This is a genomic window from Burkholderia arboris, assembly GCF_038723655.1.
Lineage (GTDB): Bacteria > Pseudomonadota > Gammaproteobacteria > Burkholderiales > Burkholderiaceae > Burkholderia > Burkholderia arboris.
In genome coordinates, this window is record NZ_CP109822.1 from 2982631 (window position 1) to 2998716 (window position 16086).

The following is a 16086-nucleotide window of genomic DNA, read 5'->3' on the forward strand; positions in this document are numbered from 1 at the left end:
CCGCGCCTACAGCTCGAACCGCATCACCTTCTCGCCGCACTGCCCGGCCGGCAGCGGTTCGCCGCGTTTCACCGCGTCGAGCAGCCGGTCGATCGCGACATGCACGATGTCGGCGCGCACGTTGTGCGGCCGGAAGCCCGGTGCGTTGTCGAGCCCTTGCCGGTGCGCGCGCATGATCCGCACGTCCTGCTGGATCACGAGGTGCGTGTACAGGTTCAGCAACGGCCGCAGCGCGCGCAGCACCCAGCGCGGCAGCCGGAAGCGATACGCGATGTACGTGTAGACGCGCGAACGGCGCGCATCGATCGGCGTGATCTGGCTGACGATCAGGAACCCGGAACGCTCGCCCCACAGGTAGTCGCACCGCGTCACATTCGGCGCGATGAAGCGGTCGACGTGCGCAAGCGGCACGCGATCGGGATTCGTGAGCCAGTCGAGGCAGAAGCCGATCTTGTCGTCGCCGTCGTGATAAGTGACGGCGACGCTGTCCGGCGTCGCCGCGACCGTGGCCTCCATCGCCTGGCCACGGCTGCTGCGGAAGATCCCGTCGTGGACGAACACCGTGTGCGGCACGTCCATGAAGTTCTGCGCGAGCATCGCGATGTCGCCGTCGAACGTGTTGACCATGTAGTACGACTGCCATGCAGCGACGTCGCGGAACGGCATCCGGAAAATCGTGCGCGCGGACGGATCGCCGGTGCCGGGATACACCCACACGAGCCCGTCGAGCAGTTGTACGGGCAGTATGCGCTGCCGGAACGGATAGCGGCCGGGCGTGCCCGTCGGCCGCGTGCCGTCGATGCTCGGCACATGAACGACCTGCCCCTCGCCGTCGTAACGCCAGCCGTGATACGGACAGACGAGCGTGTCGCTGTCGACCTTGCCGGCCGACAGTCGCGTACCGCGATGCACGCACTGGTCGACCAGCGCGGCAATCCGGCCATCGCGCTGGCGAAACAGCACGATGCCGGTGTCGAGAATGCGCACGCCGAGCGGCTTGTCGCGCGGGAGTTCGCGTTCGGTGCACGCAACGAACCATTGCTCGTGCAGGCCGTCGATCTGCGGTGCGGATGCATGCGCGTGCGCCGCATCGCGCGACGAGCACTCGTGCCCGCATCCGCGTGGTTCGTTCATGTCGTTCATGGCATCACTCATCCGTCATCGCAAGCAGCGCCTCGGCCATCGGCAGCCGCGTCACGAGCAGGCACGGCTTCACGTCGCCCGCGCGCATGCCGGCCCGTTCGGCCGCGTGCTGCAGCCAATCGCCGAGCCGCGCCGGCGATCGGCCCAGCCAGCGCATGCGCAGCGGGCCGAGCTGGCCGAGGCGGCGTGCGTGCGCGTAATGAAATGCCTGCGCCAGCCCGGTTTCGACGGCTGCGCGCATCGTATCGGCCGCGTCTGCGCCGAGGTCGCCGGCGACGCACAGCACGTAGTGCGGCAGCCCTTCTCGCGCCGCGCACGGCACGATGCACGCACCGACTTCCCCGTGTTGCCCGAGCGCAGGATTCAGCGCATCGGCCACGATGCGTTCGTCGAGCTTCTCGCCGACGAGATCGACGCTCGCCGCCGCACGGCCGACGAACGCAATGCGCGGCGTGCGTCCGGTCATGCCGACCACGCGCACGCGATCGCCGAGCGCATAGCGATACAGCCCGCCGCCGGTGGTCAGCAACACCTGTGCGTCGTCACCCGGTTGCAGCGCGTCGACATCGCACACGCTGCCGTCGTCGCGCACGAATTCGAGGTAGTGGCTGCCGATCGCGAGCGGGCAGCCGTCGCCCGCGCCGAAGGGAATGCTGGCAACGCCTTCGGTCGCGAACAGCCCCTTCGGCAGCCATTGCACATCCGGGAACCGCACGCGCAACGCGTCGGCGTAATACCGGCTCGGGCCGTCCAGCCAGCAGCTCACGGCCGCCAGGCGCGGCCACAGTGCATGGCAGTCGCCGTTCGCGCTCGCACGACGCAACGCAGTGCGACGATCGGCCGGCAGCGACGCTTCGACCCATGCGAGATCGCGCACGCCATCGGCATCGTTGCGATCGAACAGCGGACGCAGCACGCTCGTCAGGAACGTCGGGCTCCACACGCTGATAAACGCGAGCGATGCATCGGCGACGAGCGCGCGCAGGGTCTCGCGCCGCCACGTCGACGCGTCGCCGGTCAGCGGCGGCACGAGCAGCGTCGGCACAAGTGCGGCGGCGCTGCTGTCTCCCAGATAATCGAGATCGCTCGCCGAGCCGACCGGAATTCCGCTCGGCGCAACGCCGGGCGCCTGCAGCGGCGGCGACATCGACCAGTACGCATGCCCTTCGCCGAGTGCCGGACAGGCGCGATGCATGTCGGCCAGCCACACGATCATCGCGGCCTGCAGTTCGCGCAGGAACGCGGGCGTGTACGGAATCAGCTTCCGGCGCGCCGTGCTGCCGCTCGTACGTTCGAGGAACAGCGGGCGTTCGGCGGTCAGCACCGGTTCCGTCTCGTTCGACACGCGCTCGAGCCACGGCAGGAAATCGGCGGCCGCGTGCACGGGCACGCGCTCGCGGAACTGTGCGGGGCTGTCGATCCGGTCGAAGCCGAAGCGGCGGCCAAACGCCGTGTCGCGGTTGGCGGCGAGCAGCGCCATCAACCGCTGCGCCTGCACGTCGCCCGGCGCGTCGAAGCCGGCCTGCCAGCGATCGACGTCCGGCTGCGCGGCGCGTGCGAATGCACGCCAAGCGTCGGCGGGACTGCGGGCGGAAGCGTCCATCAGAAATAGGTCTTGTCGAGTTGCGCGAGATCGTCGGGCAGCCGGCGCGGCGGCGCGAAGATCGTGAGCCAGCCGTACCACAGCGGCCGCGTCTCGCGCAGGTCCGACGCCGCGTGCATGTCCTGCCAGCGCAGCGCCGGGCGGCGATGATGCGTCAGGTTGTAGTTGAAGTTCAGCAGCAACCAGCGCACCGGGGCCGGCGCGCGCATGTTGTACGTGCCTTCGACGACGTCGAGCGGCGTGCGCATGTGGTACACCCATTGCAGCGACGACCACGAGAACGCGAACGCGACATACGCGATCAATACGGCCGGCACCGACCAGTCGAGCAGCCAGCCGGCCAGCAGCCATGCACCGACGGCGGCGAGCGTTTCGTAGCGGATGCGGCGGAAGTCGGCCGTCGTGAATTCCTTGAAGGCGGCCGCGTAGGTGTTGTCGTCGCCGCGTGCGGCGAGCCGCTGCATCGTGCGGCCGGGCACCAGCGCGAGCACGAAGCTGCCGACGAGACCGCCGAGCCAGATGCCGCCGAGGATCGCCGCGTAGTACTCGATGCGCTTGCGCAGCAGCGATTCGTTCGCGGTCGCGAAATCCGCGCGCTCGGCAGGCGTGCGGTTGCGCACGTGATGGCCGAGATGGTTGACGTGAATGAGCGTCGCGGCCGCGCCGAACATCGTGGACGCCCACCACATCATCATATAATTCGCGGTCGGCCGGCGATGTCCGAACCCGTGGAAGGTTTCGTGCATCATCGAGAACACGCCTTGCATCACGAGGCAGAACGGCACGAGCACGAGCCACTTGATCGCGCCGGCATCCGTATGCGAAAGCCAGGTGAGCGTGCCGGCCCACACGAGGCTCTGCAGCGCGAGCACCAGCAGGTTGACGCGATCGTAACGTCGGGCTTGCGCCGCAGCGGCTTGCGCGCTCGGTCGGTTCATGGCTCGGCAGGCTCGGAATGGCGGTTGTTTGCACGGGAGGATACAACAGATGCGTCAACTGCCGGTAACGGCTCGCGCCCCGTCCGCGAAGGGGGCGCGCTAGCATGCGGCCATTTCGCCGCCCGCCCGCCGCCAGCACCGCGTCGCGCATGCCGCCGCGCGACGTGCGCTTCACGATCGACGAGCGCATTCCGCGCTTCTGGTATCGCGGCACCTGCCATGTGACGCGTTTCTTCGACGCGTTTTCCGTGATGTTTCCGCTCGGCGAGCGCTTCTTCGTCGAAAGCGTGCGGCCGTTTCGCGACCGCGTCGGCGGCGATGCATCGCTCGCGACCGATGTCGATGCGTTCGTGCGGCAGGAAGCGTCGCATATCCGCGTACACCGGCTCTACAACGCGCGTCTCGCGTCGCAGCATGTGCCGGTCGACGCGCTCGAAGCGCTGCTCGAAAAACGCCAGCGCAACGCGGCACGACAGGTGTCGCCGGTCATCCGGCTTGCGCTGACGGCCTGCCTCGAACACTACACGACGATCCTGTCGCACCGCCTGCTGAGCGACCCGGCGATCCTCGACGGCGCCGAGCCGACGATGGCGGCCGTGTGGCGCTGGCACGCGATCGAGGAAACCGAACACAAGACCGTCGCGTTCGACGTGCTCGCGGCCGCCATGCCGGGCGCGGTGCGGCGCTATGCCGTGCGCTGCGCGGCGATGCTCGGGATCTCCGTCTACTTCGTGATCGACCTGATCTATTTCGTGCACCGCCTCGTCGCGGTCGACGGGCAGACACGGAACGTGCGCGGCTGGCTGCAACTGCTGCGCTGGCTGTTCGTCGCGCCGGGGATCTTCACGCACGTGATGCCGATGTGGCTGTGCTGGTTTTCGCCGCGTTTCCATCCCGATCGCCTCGACAGCGACGCGACGCTGCGCGCGGCGCGCGCCGCGCTCGAACCGTATCTGGCGACGGCCGAACGCAAGCCGGAGCCGCACGCATGACGCGCGCACCGTGGACACCGGACGGGTTCGATGACTGGCGCCGCTGCTATCCGGCGACACCGTTCGCACGGGTCGCGGCGAACCTCGACCGGACCGGCGCGTTCATCGACAGCTGGACAGCACGCACGGCCCGCCTGCCGCTGACGACAACGGTCGTGCTCATCGCGGGGCTCTACTCCGAATGGCTGCCGGGCTGCAATCGCGGCGCGCGGCAAACGCTCGGCGCGGCCGGCTATCGCGTACTGACGGTGCCCGTGCGCTCCGCGCGCGGCGTGTTCGACCAGGGCGCACATATCGGCCGACACCTGCGTGCGCACGTGCCGGCCGGCAGCGAATTCGTCGTGCTCGCACACAGCAAGGGCGGCATCGATACGCTCGCGGCGCTCGTCGGCGACCCGGTGCTGTCAGCGCGTTGCGCGGGCATCGCGCTCGTGCAGCCACCGGTCGGCCCGTCCGCGATCGTCGACACGATCTTCCGTCACGGCATGCCGCCGCACGTGGCCGCGCCGTGGCCCGACCGCATTGCCCGCCGCATGCTGCGCACGCGCTGGACGAACGCCGGCACGCGCGACATCAGCAGCCGGCGCGATCCCGGTGTCGGCGCGATGCTCGCAGCGCTGCCGCGCGACCTGCATCTCGTGCATGGGGTGAGCTGGTCGGTCGAAGCGTCCACGCGCTTCGATTCGCATCATGCGCGGTTGAACGGTCTTCGCCCGGGCTGCGCGCACGACGGGCAGTTTTATCTCGATCACCAGGTGTTGCCCGGCGTACCGCAAATCTGCCTGCCGCGTCTCGATCACGGCCAGCCCGTGCTCGGCGGGCTCGGCTTCGACGCCGGCCGCTTCTGGCTCGCGCTCGCCGACCTGCTGCACGTCACGCGCGGTCAGACCAGGTAAATCTCGAACCCCGGCACACGGCCGGCCAGCAGGCCGTCGATCGGCTCGGACGGCTCGCCGGTCGGCAGCGTATAGAGATCCATCGGCGTACGCGCCGCGTAATACCGCGCGAGCGCGGGCCAGAGCGGATCGCCGTCGTACAGGCACAGCTGCATCAGCGCATAGCGGTTGCGCATGCGCAGCCATGCGGCGTCGAGCAGCGCCGCAAACACGGCAGGATCGCGGTCGCGCACCTGCAGGTGCGTCAGGTAGACGTCGCGCAGCGGCTCGCCGGGCGCCGCGATACGCGGGCGGCGCAACGCGGGCGCGAGCGTGTTGAATGCGACGCGGATCGCCTGCAGCGGCAGCGGCAATCGTTCGAGCACGATCCGCTTGATGTCGCCGGCGTCCCACGGCGCGACGCAACCTCGCAGGTTGCCGTGCGCGTCGAGCGCCAGCAGGAATGCATCGAGGCCGAATGCCGGCCACGTATCGAGCCGGCGCGCGAACTCCCCCGCGGAAAACACGCCGCCGAACGGCTGGCGGCGCGACTCGGCATCGAGAAACGTGCGCAGTGCGTCCGCGTGATGCGGCTGCGCTCCGACGATCCGGATGCCGGGCACACTGCGCGGTGCCGACGACAGCCCGCGCTGCGCGTAGATCGACACGTTCTCGTAGCCATGCCAGTGCGAGAAGCGCAGCCGGTTCGCGCGCCGCGACCGCGCCAGCGACTGCACCGCGAGCCGGTTGTCGCGGATCATGCAGCAGTAGGCGTACTGCACGCCTGCGTCGGCGCGCAGCGCCGCGAAGCGTTCGCGCACCGAGTCGGTCCATTCGCGCGACAGACGCCGGTCGGGCATCAGGCGCAGGTCGCCGAGATAGGCGACCGGCTGCACGCGTTCGCCGAGATAGCCGTCGCGCACGACGAGGCTCGCCAGCCCCTTCAGCGAAGCGGGCTTGCCCTCTGCGAGCCACACCTCGTGATGCGGCGCGTGGCAGCGATGCAGGGCGAAATAGTCGGGCGCGCGGTCGAAGCGCAGCGGCAGGCTGCCCTGCATCGCATGGCGGGCCTGGAATTCGAGGATGTGCGCGTTGTCGGCCGGTTGCGCGAGACGGATCCGCATGGGCGCGGCTCACGTGCCGTCGAACAACCGGCGCGCGAGCGGCCGCAGGTTCGACGCCGACAGCTCGCACAGGCACACGAGTTCGTCGCCGCGTGCGTAGCCGGGATTGCGTGCGAGGAAGTAGTCGACGTCGGCCAGCCGCCGGTGCGCGGCCGGCACCTCGGCGAGCGTGGGCGCGAGCCGGCCCATCGGCGTGTCGAACGACAGGATGCCGGTGGCCGGATCGTATGCGTGCCCGTAACGGCTGGCGGCCAGGTAATCCATCAGGTCCTGCGTCGCCGGTGAAGTCAGGTTGCCGGCACGCGGCGCGTAGTCGCGCGCGAACGCGCGCAGGTAGCGATAGGTGCGATGCCCCTTGCAGATCAGGAACCAGTACAGCGGCACGGCCGGCGCCTGCCGCCATACGTCGCCCGCATGGCGGATCCACGCAAACGCGAGATGCTGCGTGCCCCAGTGCGCAGGATCGATGATGGTGTCACCGGAAAAGATCACGCGGATCGGCGCGTCGCGCCAGTGCGCGTCGTACTGCTTGAGCGTCGAGAAGCCCTGGATCGCGCCGCCGGCGTCGCGCAGCACGATGCAGTGCGTCTTGTCGCCGAGGTCGTGGTCGAACCGTGCGCGCCCCGTATCGCAATACGACGCCGCATACAACGAGAACATCCGCTCGATGTCGCCGGGGCCCAGGGCCGCACGTTCGACGGCGGTGGCGCGCAACTCCATCGGGTACTCCTGCAAGGCTGAACAGCTTGCTATGATAGCCCGTTACCCGCCCGCTCAAGCCATGTCCCAGGTCCTTTCCCGCCAGGATGCGAACGACACGCCGATCGCCCGGCCATGGCTGCTGCTCGTCGCCTATCTCGTCGTGACGGGTGCACTCTACTGCTTCGTCACGCACGTGCCACTCGGCCCCGTCACCGCGATTCCGGCGAGCGCGCTCGATCGCGCGATTCCGGTGCTGCCCGGCACCGTGCCGCTTTACCTCAGCTACCTGTGCGCGATGCCCGCGCTCGTCTGGCTCGGGCGCGGGCGCGCCTGGCTGCTGCCGGCGTTCTTCGCCGGCGCGCTCGCGGCCGGCGTTTGCCTGGCCGCTCATCTGCTGCATCCGACCGCGGTGGCGTGGCCGCCTGCCGAGCGCGGCTGGATCGCATGGCTGCAGCGGATCGACTCGCCGCTCGCCGCATCACCGAGCGGGCACGTCGCGCTGCCGGTCGCCATCGCGATCGTGCTGCTGGCGCTGCGGCAGCGGCCGGCCGGGCTGTTCGTCGCGTGGAGCGCGCTGCTGATGGCGACGGTGCTGACCACCGGCCAGCATCGTGCCGCAGATGCCGCATGGGGCGGCGTGACGGGCATCGTTGCCGGCATGGTCACGCTCGCGCTGCTGCGTGCACGGGTCGACCTGCGCACCATCGCAGCCGCACTGTTCGAATGGGCGTGCATCATCGTGGCGATCCGCGTCGCCGTTGCGCTCGGCGCGTGGTACCTGCATGCGCTCGCCGTGGTCGTCGTCGCGACGCGCCAGCATGCGCTGTTCATCCTGTATCACGATGCGGCCCACTATCACGTCACGCGCCGGCGCGGCCTCAACGACTTCCTGATCAACGTGGCGATCGGCGTGCCGGGTCTCGTGCCCGTCGAGTTCTATCGGCCACTGCACCTCGCGCATCATCGCCATCTCGGCACCGCGCAGGATCCCGAGCGCCAGTTCCTCTATCACGACCAGCCGTGGCGGTTCCGTCCGCTCGATGCGTGGCCGCTCGCGCGGCAATGCCTCGGCGACCTGTTCGTGCTGAACATGGTGCGCAACATGGCGGCATTCCGGCGCGCGGGCGGGCAGAACACGCGACTCGGCCGGCCGTTCCAGGCCGCTGTGGCGGTATGGATGACGATCGTCGCGCTGCTCGTGTGGGCCGGTTCCGCGCACACGCTCGTGCGGGTCGCGGCGCTCTGGTTCGTGCCGCTGCTCACGCTGTCGGTGCTGCTACAGAAGATCCGCAGCATGGCCGAGCACAGCGGCGGGCCGGATGCGACGCCGGGCTGGGCCGACTGGACGTATTCGTGGCGAACCGGCTGGATCGGCCGCGTGTTCGTGTGGCCGTATCACATCAATCTGCATCTGCAGCATCATCGCAATCCGGCGGTGCCGTGGCATGCGTTGCCCGGCACGGTCGAGCGTGACGAGCACCAGCTCGGCGGGCCGGAACTGGCCGGGCTGCTGTGGTCAGGCGTCCCGCCGAAGTCATGACGGGCGACGACGTGCGCGATGTCGCACACGTCGCGCCCCGCCCCGTTACTTCGCGATATACACGCCCGACGTCGGGCACGTGCCCTGCGTGTTGCCGTCCGTCACGAGCGACGCCGCGCTCGGGAACTGCGCAGCCGCATTCGTCTTCACCGCGATCCAGGCTTCGGTGAAGTAGCTCACGCCATTCGTCTTCGTGCACTTCAGCGACACCGCGCTGCGCGTGTTGCTGCCGAACGCGCCTTCGAACGCCGACAGCAACTGGTTACGCGTGACCGTCTTGCCCGCGTTCGCCTGCAGGAATGTGTTGAACGACGTGTTGCCGAGCCGGCTGATCATGCCCGACGCCTGGTTCCAGTACGCATCGGGCGTCGTCGAGTTCGAGCAGGTGCCGTGCTTGAACCACTCGTGCTTGTCGAGGCACGACGCAACGCCCGGCATGTATGTCGACAGCGTGTTGCGCGTCGCGCTGCTGATCGGGTACGCGTCCATGCTGCACCACTGGTGCGCGTTGTCGAGGTCGATGTCGTTCTGCGGCACGCCGCAATAGAACGGCTGGTTGCCGTCATAGCGGTTCGGCCACAGGCCATGCAGCGACAGGCTCGTCGCCGCATACGAGCCGGCGAGGTTCGTGCATTCCGGCGTATCGTGCGACGCGCAGAAGCCGGGCTCCCACGATGCGGCGAGCAACAGGTAGTCGTAGCTGGTCTGCGCGGTGGCGTGCAGTGAAGCGGAAGCGACAGCGAGTGCGGCAGCGGCGCGGGCGAGCGTCTTGAGCATGGCGTGTTTCCTCGGAAAAGGCTTGCGGTCGCGGGATGCGCCGCAAGGTTGTCGAATGTCTGCCCGCGATTGTTGCTGTCGCAACGTGGCACGAATGTGAAGGTGGACGAAAGAATTCGCGCGCGCCGCCGAAGCGGTTACAAGCGGTACCGGTACCAACCGTTGCCTTCCCCCGCACGCGACGCCGGCGTACCGTGCCGGCATCCTCATCCTGCAACGGAGCATCCCCATGGTGACGGCCGCACGGCTGGGCAAGCCCTATTGCGTCGAGATCGGCAACGGGCGCAGCGTCGTGCGCGCGGACACGCACAAGGCAGGCAAAGGCGGCGACGCAGGCATGCGGCCGCACGAACTGCTCGAAAGCGCGCTCGCGGCCTGCGTCTGCATGTCGATCGACCTCGCCGCAGAGCGCGCGGGCGTGACGCTGCCCGCCTGTACGGCGGAGGTGGCCATCGACCGCCTCGAGCACGAAACCGGTTTCGATATCGCGCTGCGCTTCGCGGCGCCGCTGTCGCACACGCAGCAAGCACTCGTGCGCAACGCCGTACGGGCGTCTCCGGTCGCCCGCACGCTGGGCCGGCCGGTACGGATCAGGCCGGCGACGATCGTGCACCGCTGACCCGTTCGTCGCGGGCGCCGCGCTGCCGGCGCACCGACGGTCGATCGGCCTGCGCTTGCGGCACGCGCGCGCTCACGACCCGCTGCCGAGCTGCGTGCACGCGCGCGCAGACGCTTCGGGGCCTTCGAGCGCGAGAATCTGCCACACGCCGATACTGACGCGCTGGCGCGCCACCGTCGACGCATCGGCCAGCAACGCCTCGACGCGCGGCGCGGCATCGGGCGCCTTCTGTTGCAGCGCCGCGTGATGCCGCGCGCGCGACGCCGGCTCGGATTCGTACACGTCGCACAGACGCACCATGCCGGCGAGGCCGGCCAGGTCGTCGTCCTTGTCGATCGCGCCCGGCTCGACGGGGGCGAGCCCCTTGCGCTCCGCCGGCGGCAGCCTGTTGCGCGCGCCTTCGTCGATCGCCGTGGCGGAGGCCGGCGGCAGGCCGCCGATCGCCGCGACGATCCGGCTGCCCGCGGCGATCATGTCGCCCTGGCACTCGATCTTCTCGGCGGCCGCGACGTTCGAGCAGAACGATACCGACGTCCGGTACACGTCGTTGCTCATGCGCGGCACTTCGTCGGTGCCCGCCTGCGCAAGGCCGGCGCTGGCCAGCGCGAGCGCAGCGGGAATCAGGAAACGGAAATCTCTCGTCTTGTTCATTGTTGTCGTCTGTGGGGTGTGATGGCGGGCAAACTCGACGGGCCGCGCGGCGGCGCGCCCTGCGATGCCGGGCCCTCGTCCGGCATCGCGCGATCACTTCATCGACGCAGCCTCCGATCCGCCGGGCGACAGCGCCGCGTTGTCCTGCTCGCGCCATGCGCGGCGCGATGCCATGATCGCGCTCACCGCCGAGCGCGCGACCTTCCACCATGCGAACGGGCGCGGATCGGCGAGCATGCTGAGCGCGCGCGCATAGTCGAGCGTGAGCCCGGGCGTCCACGCCATCGTCACCGCGCGCTTGCGGATCTGCGCGGCCACCCACAGCTCGGGCGTGAGCAGCAGCCGCACGAACGCGCCCCACCCGGCCCGCGCGCCCTTCAGCCGCCACACCGCGCCGTCGAGCGCGGCTTCGAGCGCATGCGACACGGTGCTCGAGCAGTTGCGGTGCGTGAGGTTGTAGGTCACGTTCTGCCGGTACGACAACCAGAACGCGTCGAGCTTGGCCGGATCGTAGTTGCGGATACGCACGCGCACCGTCGACGGGCACCACGCCTTCGACTCGGTCGCGTAGTCGGGCTGGAACAGGCCCGGCACGTCGTTTTCGCGCGTCGCACGCAGGATGCGCGTGAATTCGTCCGGAGAACGATCGATTTCGACACCCGGATACAGGCTGATGTAGATGCCCTCCGGCGATTCCAGCGCCGCATGCCCGGTCGAGATCACGCCGTTGACGTCCACCGCCGCGATATAGCGGTCGATCACCGGATAGCGCTGCGCTTCGGCCTTCGACGTGCCGGTCGGCGTCCACACATGCACGGTGAGCGCATGCTCGCCGTCGGCCGGCGGGCCGTCCCATTCGGATTGCGCGAACCGCGGCCGGTCGCGCGCCTCGTCGAGGTCGGGTACGAACGCCGGCGCGGGCGACGTCGCGAACGCGGGATTGCGCGTCAGCCGCCGCACGCGCGCGGCAAGGCTCAGCATGTGCATCCCGCCGAACATCAGCAGCAGGCCGAGGCAGTACGGTACGGTGCCGACATAGTGGGTCGGGTACGGCTGGAAGAAGAAGATCGCGAGCAGGATCTCGACGACGCCCCAGGCGAACGCCACGTTCCAGCGGCGGTAGCGCACCATCCACGCGGACGTGCACTGCAGCAGCCCGTCGACGAGGAACAGCGTGCCGAAGATCATCGACAGCAGGAAGTGGCCGTGGTGATGGCCGGCAAACACGAGCCCCGCGGCGACCACGACGACGATGCCCTTCACGTAGCGCAGGATGCGCTGCCCGCCGACACCGCTGCCGGCCACCGCGAGCGTCGCGAGCCCCTCGATCAGGAACAGCCACGCGAACAGCTCGATCGGGAAATGCAGCGCGCCGTCGAGCGCGTCGACGAAGATGCCGACGCCCGCGGCCACCCACAGCCAGCCCAGCACGGTCAGCCCGCGCCAGCGGGTTCGCAGATATTCGATGCCCAGCAGCAGCAACACCAGTCGTACCATCGCGCCCTCGTGTCATTTTTCGGGATACGCGCGGCCTCGCGTTCCCTGTCATTTCGACCACGCGTCGTGCGACGCGCCGGCCGGAAGGCGGTAATCGTTGCCGGCGCGTCATGCCTTCGGCATGATCGATGGCGGCCGGCACGCACCGCTCTGGCCGAATAATAAGATATGGCGGAGTGGGTTGAAAGCCTGACGAAAACGTTTTCGGCGGGGCGCGAGCCGGTCCTGCCGGCCGCTGCCCTGGCAGATTTCCCGTTCGACAACATGCGGCTGATACGCGAGAATCCGGCTTCCGAGGGCGAAAGCCACTGAACTGAACCGAACCGCACAGACGGGACAACAAGAAATGAGCACATCGATCACGCGCCGGCGCCTGCTGGCCGCAGGCATGGCCGCCAGCAGCCTCGCGCTGTCGGGTTGTTTTACGCCGGCGCTCTACGAAAACCACGACGAAACCTACATCGAGCACGTTTCCGCCTTCCTGATCACGAAAGACGGCAAAAAACTGGTGGTGCTGGGCGAGCGCTATCACTACATCTTCGATCTGCCGGACAAGCTGCGCCCGGTGCTGGCGGCGAGCTACCGCAAATCGCTGCATACGTCGTTCAGCAGCTTCCATGCCGACGGCAGCGACGTGACCGGCAACTACGACACCGTTCTGTCGAAGGACGCGTCGGCCGACGAGCGCCTGGCGGCAGCCGCCGATGGCTTCAGCGCCCGGCGCAACCAGCTCGAACTCGACGGCAACATCGTCGGCAAGCGCTACTCCACCGAGGGCTTCACGCTGAAGCCGGACGGCGCCGCGCAGGCGTTCAACGAACGCTATACGGTCGGCATCGACGAATCGCCGTCGGCCTTTGCGAAGGGACTCCGGATCCTGGCCACGCCTGTCACCGTGGCGGCCGACGGCGTGCTCGTGCTGGGCGGCATCCTGCTGCTGCCGGTCGCGATTTTTTCACTCAGGGACCGGCCGCTCGCCGGGTTCTAGCGCGACCGCCCCGGCAACGCGCCCGGCCGACGCCTGAAAGAGGAGCATCGACATGCGTGACCCTTCGCCACATCCGTCCTCGCTCGGCCCGCAGCTCAGGCGCTGGCGCGCGCTGCGCCGCATCAAGCAAAGCCACGCGGCCGAACTGTTCGGCGTCGCGCAATCGACGATCTCGCGCTGGGAGGCCGGCCTCCAGCAGATGTCGCCCGACGAGCGCGCGACGGCCGAGCAGTTGCTCGCCGCGCGCCTCGATTCCGCGGGCGACCACGCGCTCGCGCGGCTCGTCGCGGGCAGCGCGGGTCGCATGCATCTCGTGTGCGACCTCACGCACCGCCTGCTCGCCAGCTCGCCGGCGCGTGCGGCCGAATTCTCGCAACCGCTGTCGACACTGCTCGGCGCGTCGCTGTGGCGCTACGCGACGCCGGAAATCGCCCGCATGGAAGCCGCGCTCGACCCGCTCGGCTGGCACGACCGCGCGGGGCCGCCGAGCGTCGAATTCGACACCGGCGCGAATGCGTCGCGCGTCGTGCCGATTCGCGGCAGCCGGTGCCGGTGGACACGGATGACGCTGTCGGACGGCTCGGCCGCGCGCCTCGTGGAAACGCTGCACGATGCGTAAGCGCGGCATTGCAACGCGCTGCGCGCGTCGGCGCAGTCGCACGCAACGCACAGGAATTCATCTTGACTGACGGCGCGGCCCGGAGGATTGCCCTATGTCGATGTTCGCCGTACGCGCGCTCGTGATCGTCGCGTTCATGCTCTATACGGGCATCGCGGTACTGGGCGCGCTTCGCTCCGGCGTCGCCAACGCCGGCGGCCGGCGCGTGGCGCGCCGCAGCCACCCCTACGCATTCGGCTTCGTCGTCCTGATCCAGACCGGCTTCTTCGCGCTGTTCTGCTGGGCCGGCTTTTCGCTGATCTAGGCGCATCCGTCGGCGGGGCCGGCCCGTCACGCCCGATCCCGCCTCCGCCACGCATATTTCATGCGTGGACCAACCGCGCGCGGCCGGCGTACGCTTGACGGCTCATCGCAAGGACGCCGATCATGAATCCCGATACGATCCGCGCGCGGCTCGATTTCCTGCGCGAAGCCGAACGCCTGAAGGACGTGCTGCGCAGCGGCTACACGTCGGCCGGCCGCCCGGAAAGCACGGCCGAGCACAGCTGGCGGCTGTGCCTGATGGCGCTCGTGTTCGCCGATGCGCTGCCCGGCATCGACACGCTGAAGCTGTTGAAGCTGTGCGTCGTCCACGATCTCGGCGAGGCGCTGCACGACGACATCCCCGCGATCGAGCAGGCCGCGCACCCCGACAAGAGCGCGCACGAACGCGACGACCTGCTGACGCTGACCGCCTCGCTCGACCGCACGCTGCGCGACGAAATCGTCACGCTGTGGGACGAATACGAGGCCGCCGCGTCGCCGGAGGCGCGCGCGGCGAAGGCGCTCGACAAGCTCGAAACGATCCTGCAGCACAACCAGGGCAGCAACCCGCCCGATTTCGACTACGCATTCAATCTCGGCTATGGCCGGCGCTATACCGACGCCGCGCCGCTGTTCAGCGCGATCCGCGAGATCGTCGATGCCGATACACGGCGCAGGATCGACGCGGGCGGGCAGCACGCGTAAGCTCGCGGGATCGGGCGCGCCGCACCGCGTGCCCCGCTCGCACGAGGCCCGACGCATGACGCAGAACATTTACGACGACCCGGCCTTCTTCGAAGGCTACAGCCGCCTGAGCCGCTCGGTTCACGGGCTCGACGGCGCGCCCGAATGGCCCGCGCTGCGGGCGCTGCTGCCGGATCTGCGGGGCCGCCACGTGCTCGACCTCGGCTGCGGCTACGGCTGGTTCAGCCGCTGGGCGGCCGATCAGGGGGCGGCCAGCGTGCTCGGCGTCGACGTGTCCGAACGCATGCTCGCACGCGCGGCATCGACCGCCGCGCATCCGGCGATCACGTACCGCCGCGCCGACCTCGAAACGCTCGCGCTGCCGGATGCCGCGTTCGATCTCGCATACAGCTCGCTCGCGTTCCACTACATCGCGCATCTCGACACGTTGCTGCGGTCGATCCACCGCGCGCTCGCGCCGGGCGGGCGGCTCGTGTTCTCGATCGAGCATCCGGTCTACACGGCGCCGCGCCGGCCCGGCTTCGTCGTCGATGCGCAGGGCAACCGTTCGTGGCCGCTCGACGGCTACCAGCGCGAAGGCGAACGCGTGACCGACTGGCTCGCGCCGGGCGTCGTCAAGCAGCACCGCACGCTCGGCACGCTCGTGAACCTGCTGATCGGCAGCGGCTTCACGCTCACGCACCTGGACGAATGGGGGCCGACGCCCGAGCAGGTCGACGCGATGCCCGCGCTCGACGAGGAGCGCGACCGGCCGATGCTCGCGATCGTCGCCGCGCAGCGGTAGCGCGGGCGGCCGCCCATTCACGGATCGCCACAATCGCGCCGCCCGCCCGCCGCTGCGGCACGGCTCTCGCACAATTCAGCACAATTTCCACACGATTTGGCGCGAATTCCTCGCTTACCATGAGCGTCTGATTCGATTCGGCACGCCCGCGCGATGCGTACGCGGATTCCGTCGCGGGCAACACGCCCGGCATGCGACACCAACCGGATCGCCCTGCTCGGCCGCA

At 69.2% G+C, this 16086-nt stretch carries 17 protein-coding genes; 9 read left to right on the forward strand and 8 right to left on the reverse strand.

The genetic code is table 11. The annotated features are described in order from the left end of the window. Nucleotides 1-6: 6 nt before the first annotated feature. The 3 genes from OHZ10_RS30850 to OHZ10_RS30860 are packed head-to-tail and all read right to left on the reverse strand — an operon-like array spanning nt 7 to nt 3684. Nucleotides 7-1143 (reverse strand): aromatic ring-hydroxylating dioxygenase subunit alpha, encoded by a 1137-nt coding sequence (locus OHZ10_RS30850; RefSeq protein ID WP_342705279.1) that lies wholly within the window; start codon nt 1141-1143, stop codon nt 7-9. A gap of 4 nt (nt 1144-1147) precedes the next feature. Then, the gene (locus tag OHZ10_RS30855; protein WP_342705280.1) at nt 1148-2746 is read right to left on the reverse strand and encodes a GH3 family domain-containing protein; all 1599 of its coding nucleotides are present in this window, start codon (nt 2744-2746) and stop codon (nt 1148-1150) included. Next, nucleotides 2746-3684, reverse strand: coding sequence for a fatty acid desaturase (locus OHZ10_RS30860; RefSeq protein WP_340624696.1), 939 nt, complete (start codon nt 3682-3684; stop codon nt 2746-2748). Before OHZ10_RS30860 ends, OHZ10_RS30855 begins: the two co-directional genes overlap by 1 nt. Before the next feature lie 104 nt (nt 3685-3788). Here OHZ10_RS30860 and OHZ10_RS30865 point away from each other — a divergent pair, with 104 nt between their 5' ends. Together OHZ10_RS30865 and OHZ10_RS30870 are read left to right on the forward strand one after the other, a co-directional pair. Then, nucleotides 3789-4676 (forward strand): metal-dependent hydrolase, encoded by an 888-nt coding sequence (locus OHZ10_RS30865; protein WP_342705281.1) that lies wholly within the window; start codon nt 3789-3791, stop codon nt 4674-4676. Further along, nucleotides 4673-5572 carry a hypothetical protein gene (locus OHZ10_RS30870; RefSeq protein ID WP_256086070.1) on the forward strand — a complete coding sequence of 300 codons (900 nt, stop codon included), beginning with the start codon at nt 4673-4675 and terminating at the stop codon, nt 5570-5572. The genes OHZ10_RS30865 and OHZ10_RS30870 overlap by 4 nt, the downstream gene beginning before the upstream one ends. Here the strand turns inward: OHZ10_RS30870 and OHZ10_RS30875 are convergent. Both OHZ10_RS30875 and OHZ10_RS30880 read right to left on the reverse strand, forming a co-directional pair. Next, nucleotides 5560-6675 (reverse strand): hypothetical protein, encoded by a 1116-nt coding sequence (locus OHZ10_RS30875; protein ID WP_342705282.1) that lies wholly within the window; start codon nt 6673-6675, stop codon nt 5560-5562. The two genes, OHZ10_RS30870 and OHZ10_RS30875, sit on opposite strands and share 13 nt — an antisense overlap. 9 nt (nt 6676-6684) lie before the next feature. After that, nucleotides 6685-7395: a hypothetical protein gene (locus OHZ10_RS30880; RefSeq protein WP_059239519.1), complete on the reverse strand. Its 711-nt coding sequence runs from the start codon at nt 7393-7395 to the stop codon at nt 6685-6687. 61 nt (nt 7396-7456) lie between these two features. On the opposite strand from OHZ10_RS30880, the gene OHZ10_RS30885 reads away from it, so the two are divergent. Continuing rightward, nucleotides 7457-8917 carry a fatty acid desaturase family protein gene (locus OHZ10_RS30885; protein ID WP_342705283.1) on the forward strand — a complete coding sequence of 487 codons (1461 nt, stop codon included), beginning with the start codon at nt 7457-7459 and terminating at the stop codon, nt 8915-8917. 45 nt (nt 8918-8962) lie between these two features. On the opposite strand, the gene OHZ10_RS30890 is transcribed toward OHZ10_RS30885, so the two are convergent. Then, entirely contained in the window at nt 8963-9694 is a 732-nt protein-coding gene (locus OHZ10_RS30890; protein ID WP_059239516.1) for a ribonuclease T2, read from the reverse strand. 229 nt (nt 9695-9923) lie between these two features. Here OHZ10_RS30890 and OHZ10_RS30895 point away from each other — a divergent pair, with 229 nt between their 5' ends. Next, nucleotides 9924-10313 (forward strand): OsmC family protein, encoded by a 390-nt coding sequence (locus tag OHZ10_RS30895; RefSeq protein WP_174992455.1) that lies wholly within the window; start codon nt 9924-9926, stop codon nt 10311-10313. A 72-nt stretch (nt 10314-10385) separates the two neighbouring features. Here OHZ10_RS30895 and OHZ10_RS30900 read toward each other — a convergent pair whose 3' ends face one another. Beyond that, on the reverse strand, nt 10386-10964 hold the full coding sequence (locus OHZ10_RS30900) for a hypothetical protein (RefSeq protein WP_342705284.1): 579 nt from the start codon (nt 10962-10964) through the stop codon (nt 10386-10388). A 93-nt stretch (nt 10965-11057) separates the two neighbouring features. Next, nucleotides 11058-12461, reverse strand: a complete 1404-nt coding sequence (locus tag OHZ10_RS30905; protein WP_256086066.1) for an HdeD family acid-resistance protein — start codon at nt 12459-12461, stop codon at nt 11058-11060. 346 nt (nt 12462-12807) lie between these two features. Between OHZ10_RS30905 and OHZ10_RS30910 the strand changes: the two genes are divergently transcribed. The 5 genes from OHZ10_RS30910 (at nt 12808) to OHZ10_RS30930 (ending at nt 15860) form a co-directional block, all read left to right on the forward strand. After that, complete coding sequence (locus OHZ10_RS30910; protein WP_342705285.1) at nt 12808-13449, forward strand: hypothetical protein; 642 nt, start codon at nt 12808-12810, stop codon at nt 13447-13449. Nucleotides 13450-13501: 52 nt separating this feature from the next. After that, the gene (locus tag OHZ10_RS30915; protein WP_174992457.1) at nt 13502-14068 is read left to right on the forward strand and encodes a helix-turn-helix domain-containing protein; all 567 of its coding nucleotides are present in this window, start codon (nt 13502-13504) and stop codon (nt 14066-14068) included. Between the two features lie 94 nt (nt 14069-14162). Further along, nucleotides 14163-14372 carry a hypothetical protein gene (locus tag OHZ10_RS30920; protein WP_342705286.1) on the forward strand — a complete coding sequence of 70 codons (210 nt, stop codon included), beginning with the start codon at nt 14163-14165 and terminating at the stop codon, nt 14370-14372. Between the two features lie 122 nt (nt 14373-14494). Next, nucleotides 14495-15076 carry an HD domain-containing protein gene (locus OHZ10_RS30925; RefSeq protein WP_342705287.1) on the forward strand — a complete coding sequence of 194 codons (582 nt, stop codon included), beginning with the start codon at nt 14495-14497 and terminating at the stop codon, nt 15074-15076. A gap of 55 nt (nt 15077-15131) precedes the next feature. Further along, nucleotides 15132-15860, forward strand: a complete 729-nt coding sequence (locus OHZ10_RS30930) for a class I SAM-dependent methyltransferase (RefSeq protein WP_174992459.1) — start codon at nt 15132-15134, stop codon at nt 15858-15860. The last annotated feature ends 226 nt before the right edge of the window (nt 15861-16086 follow it).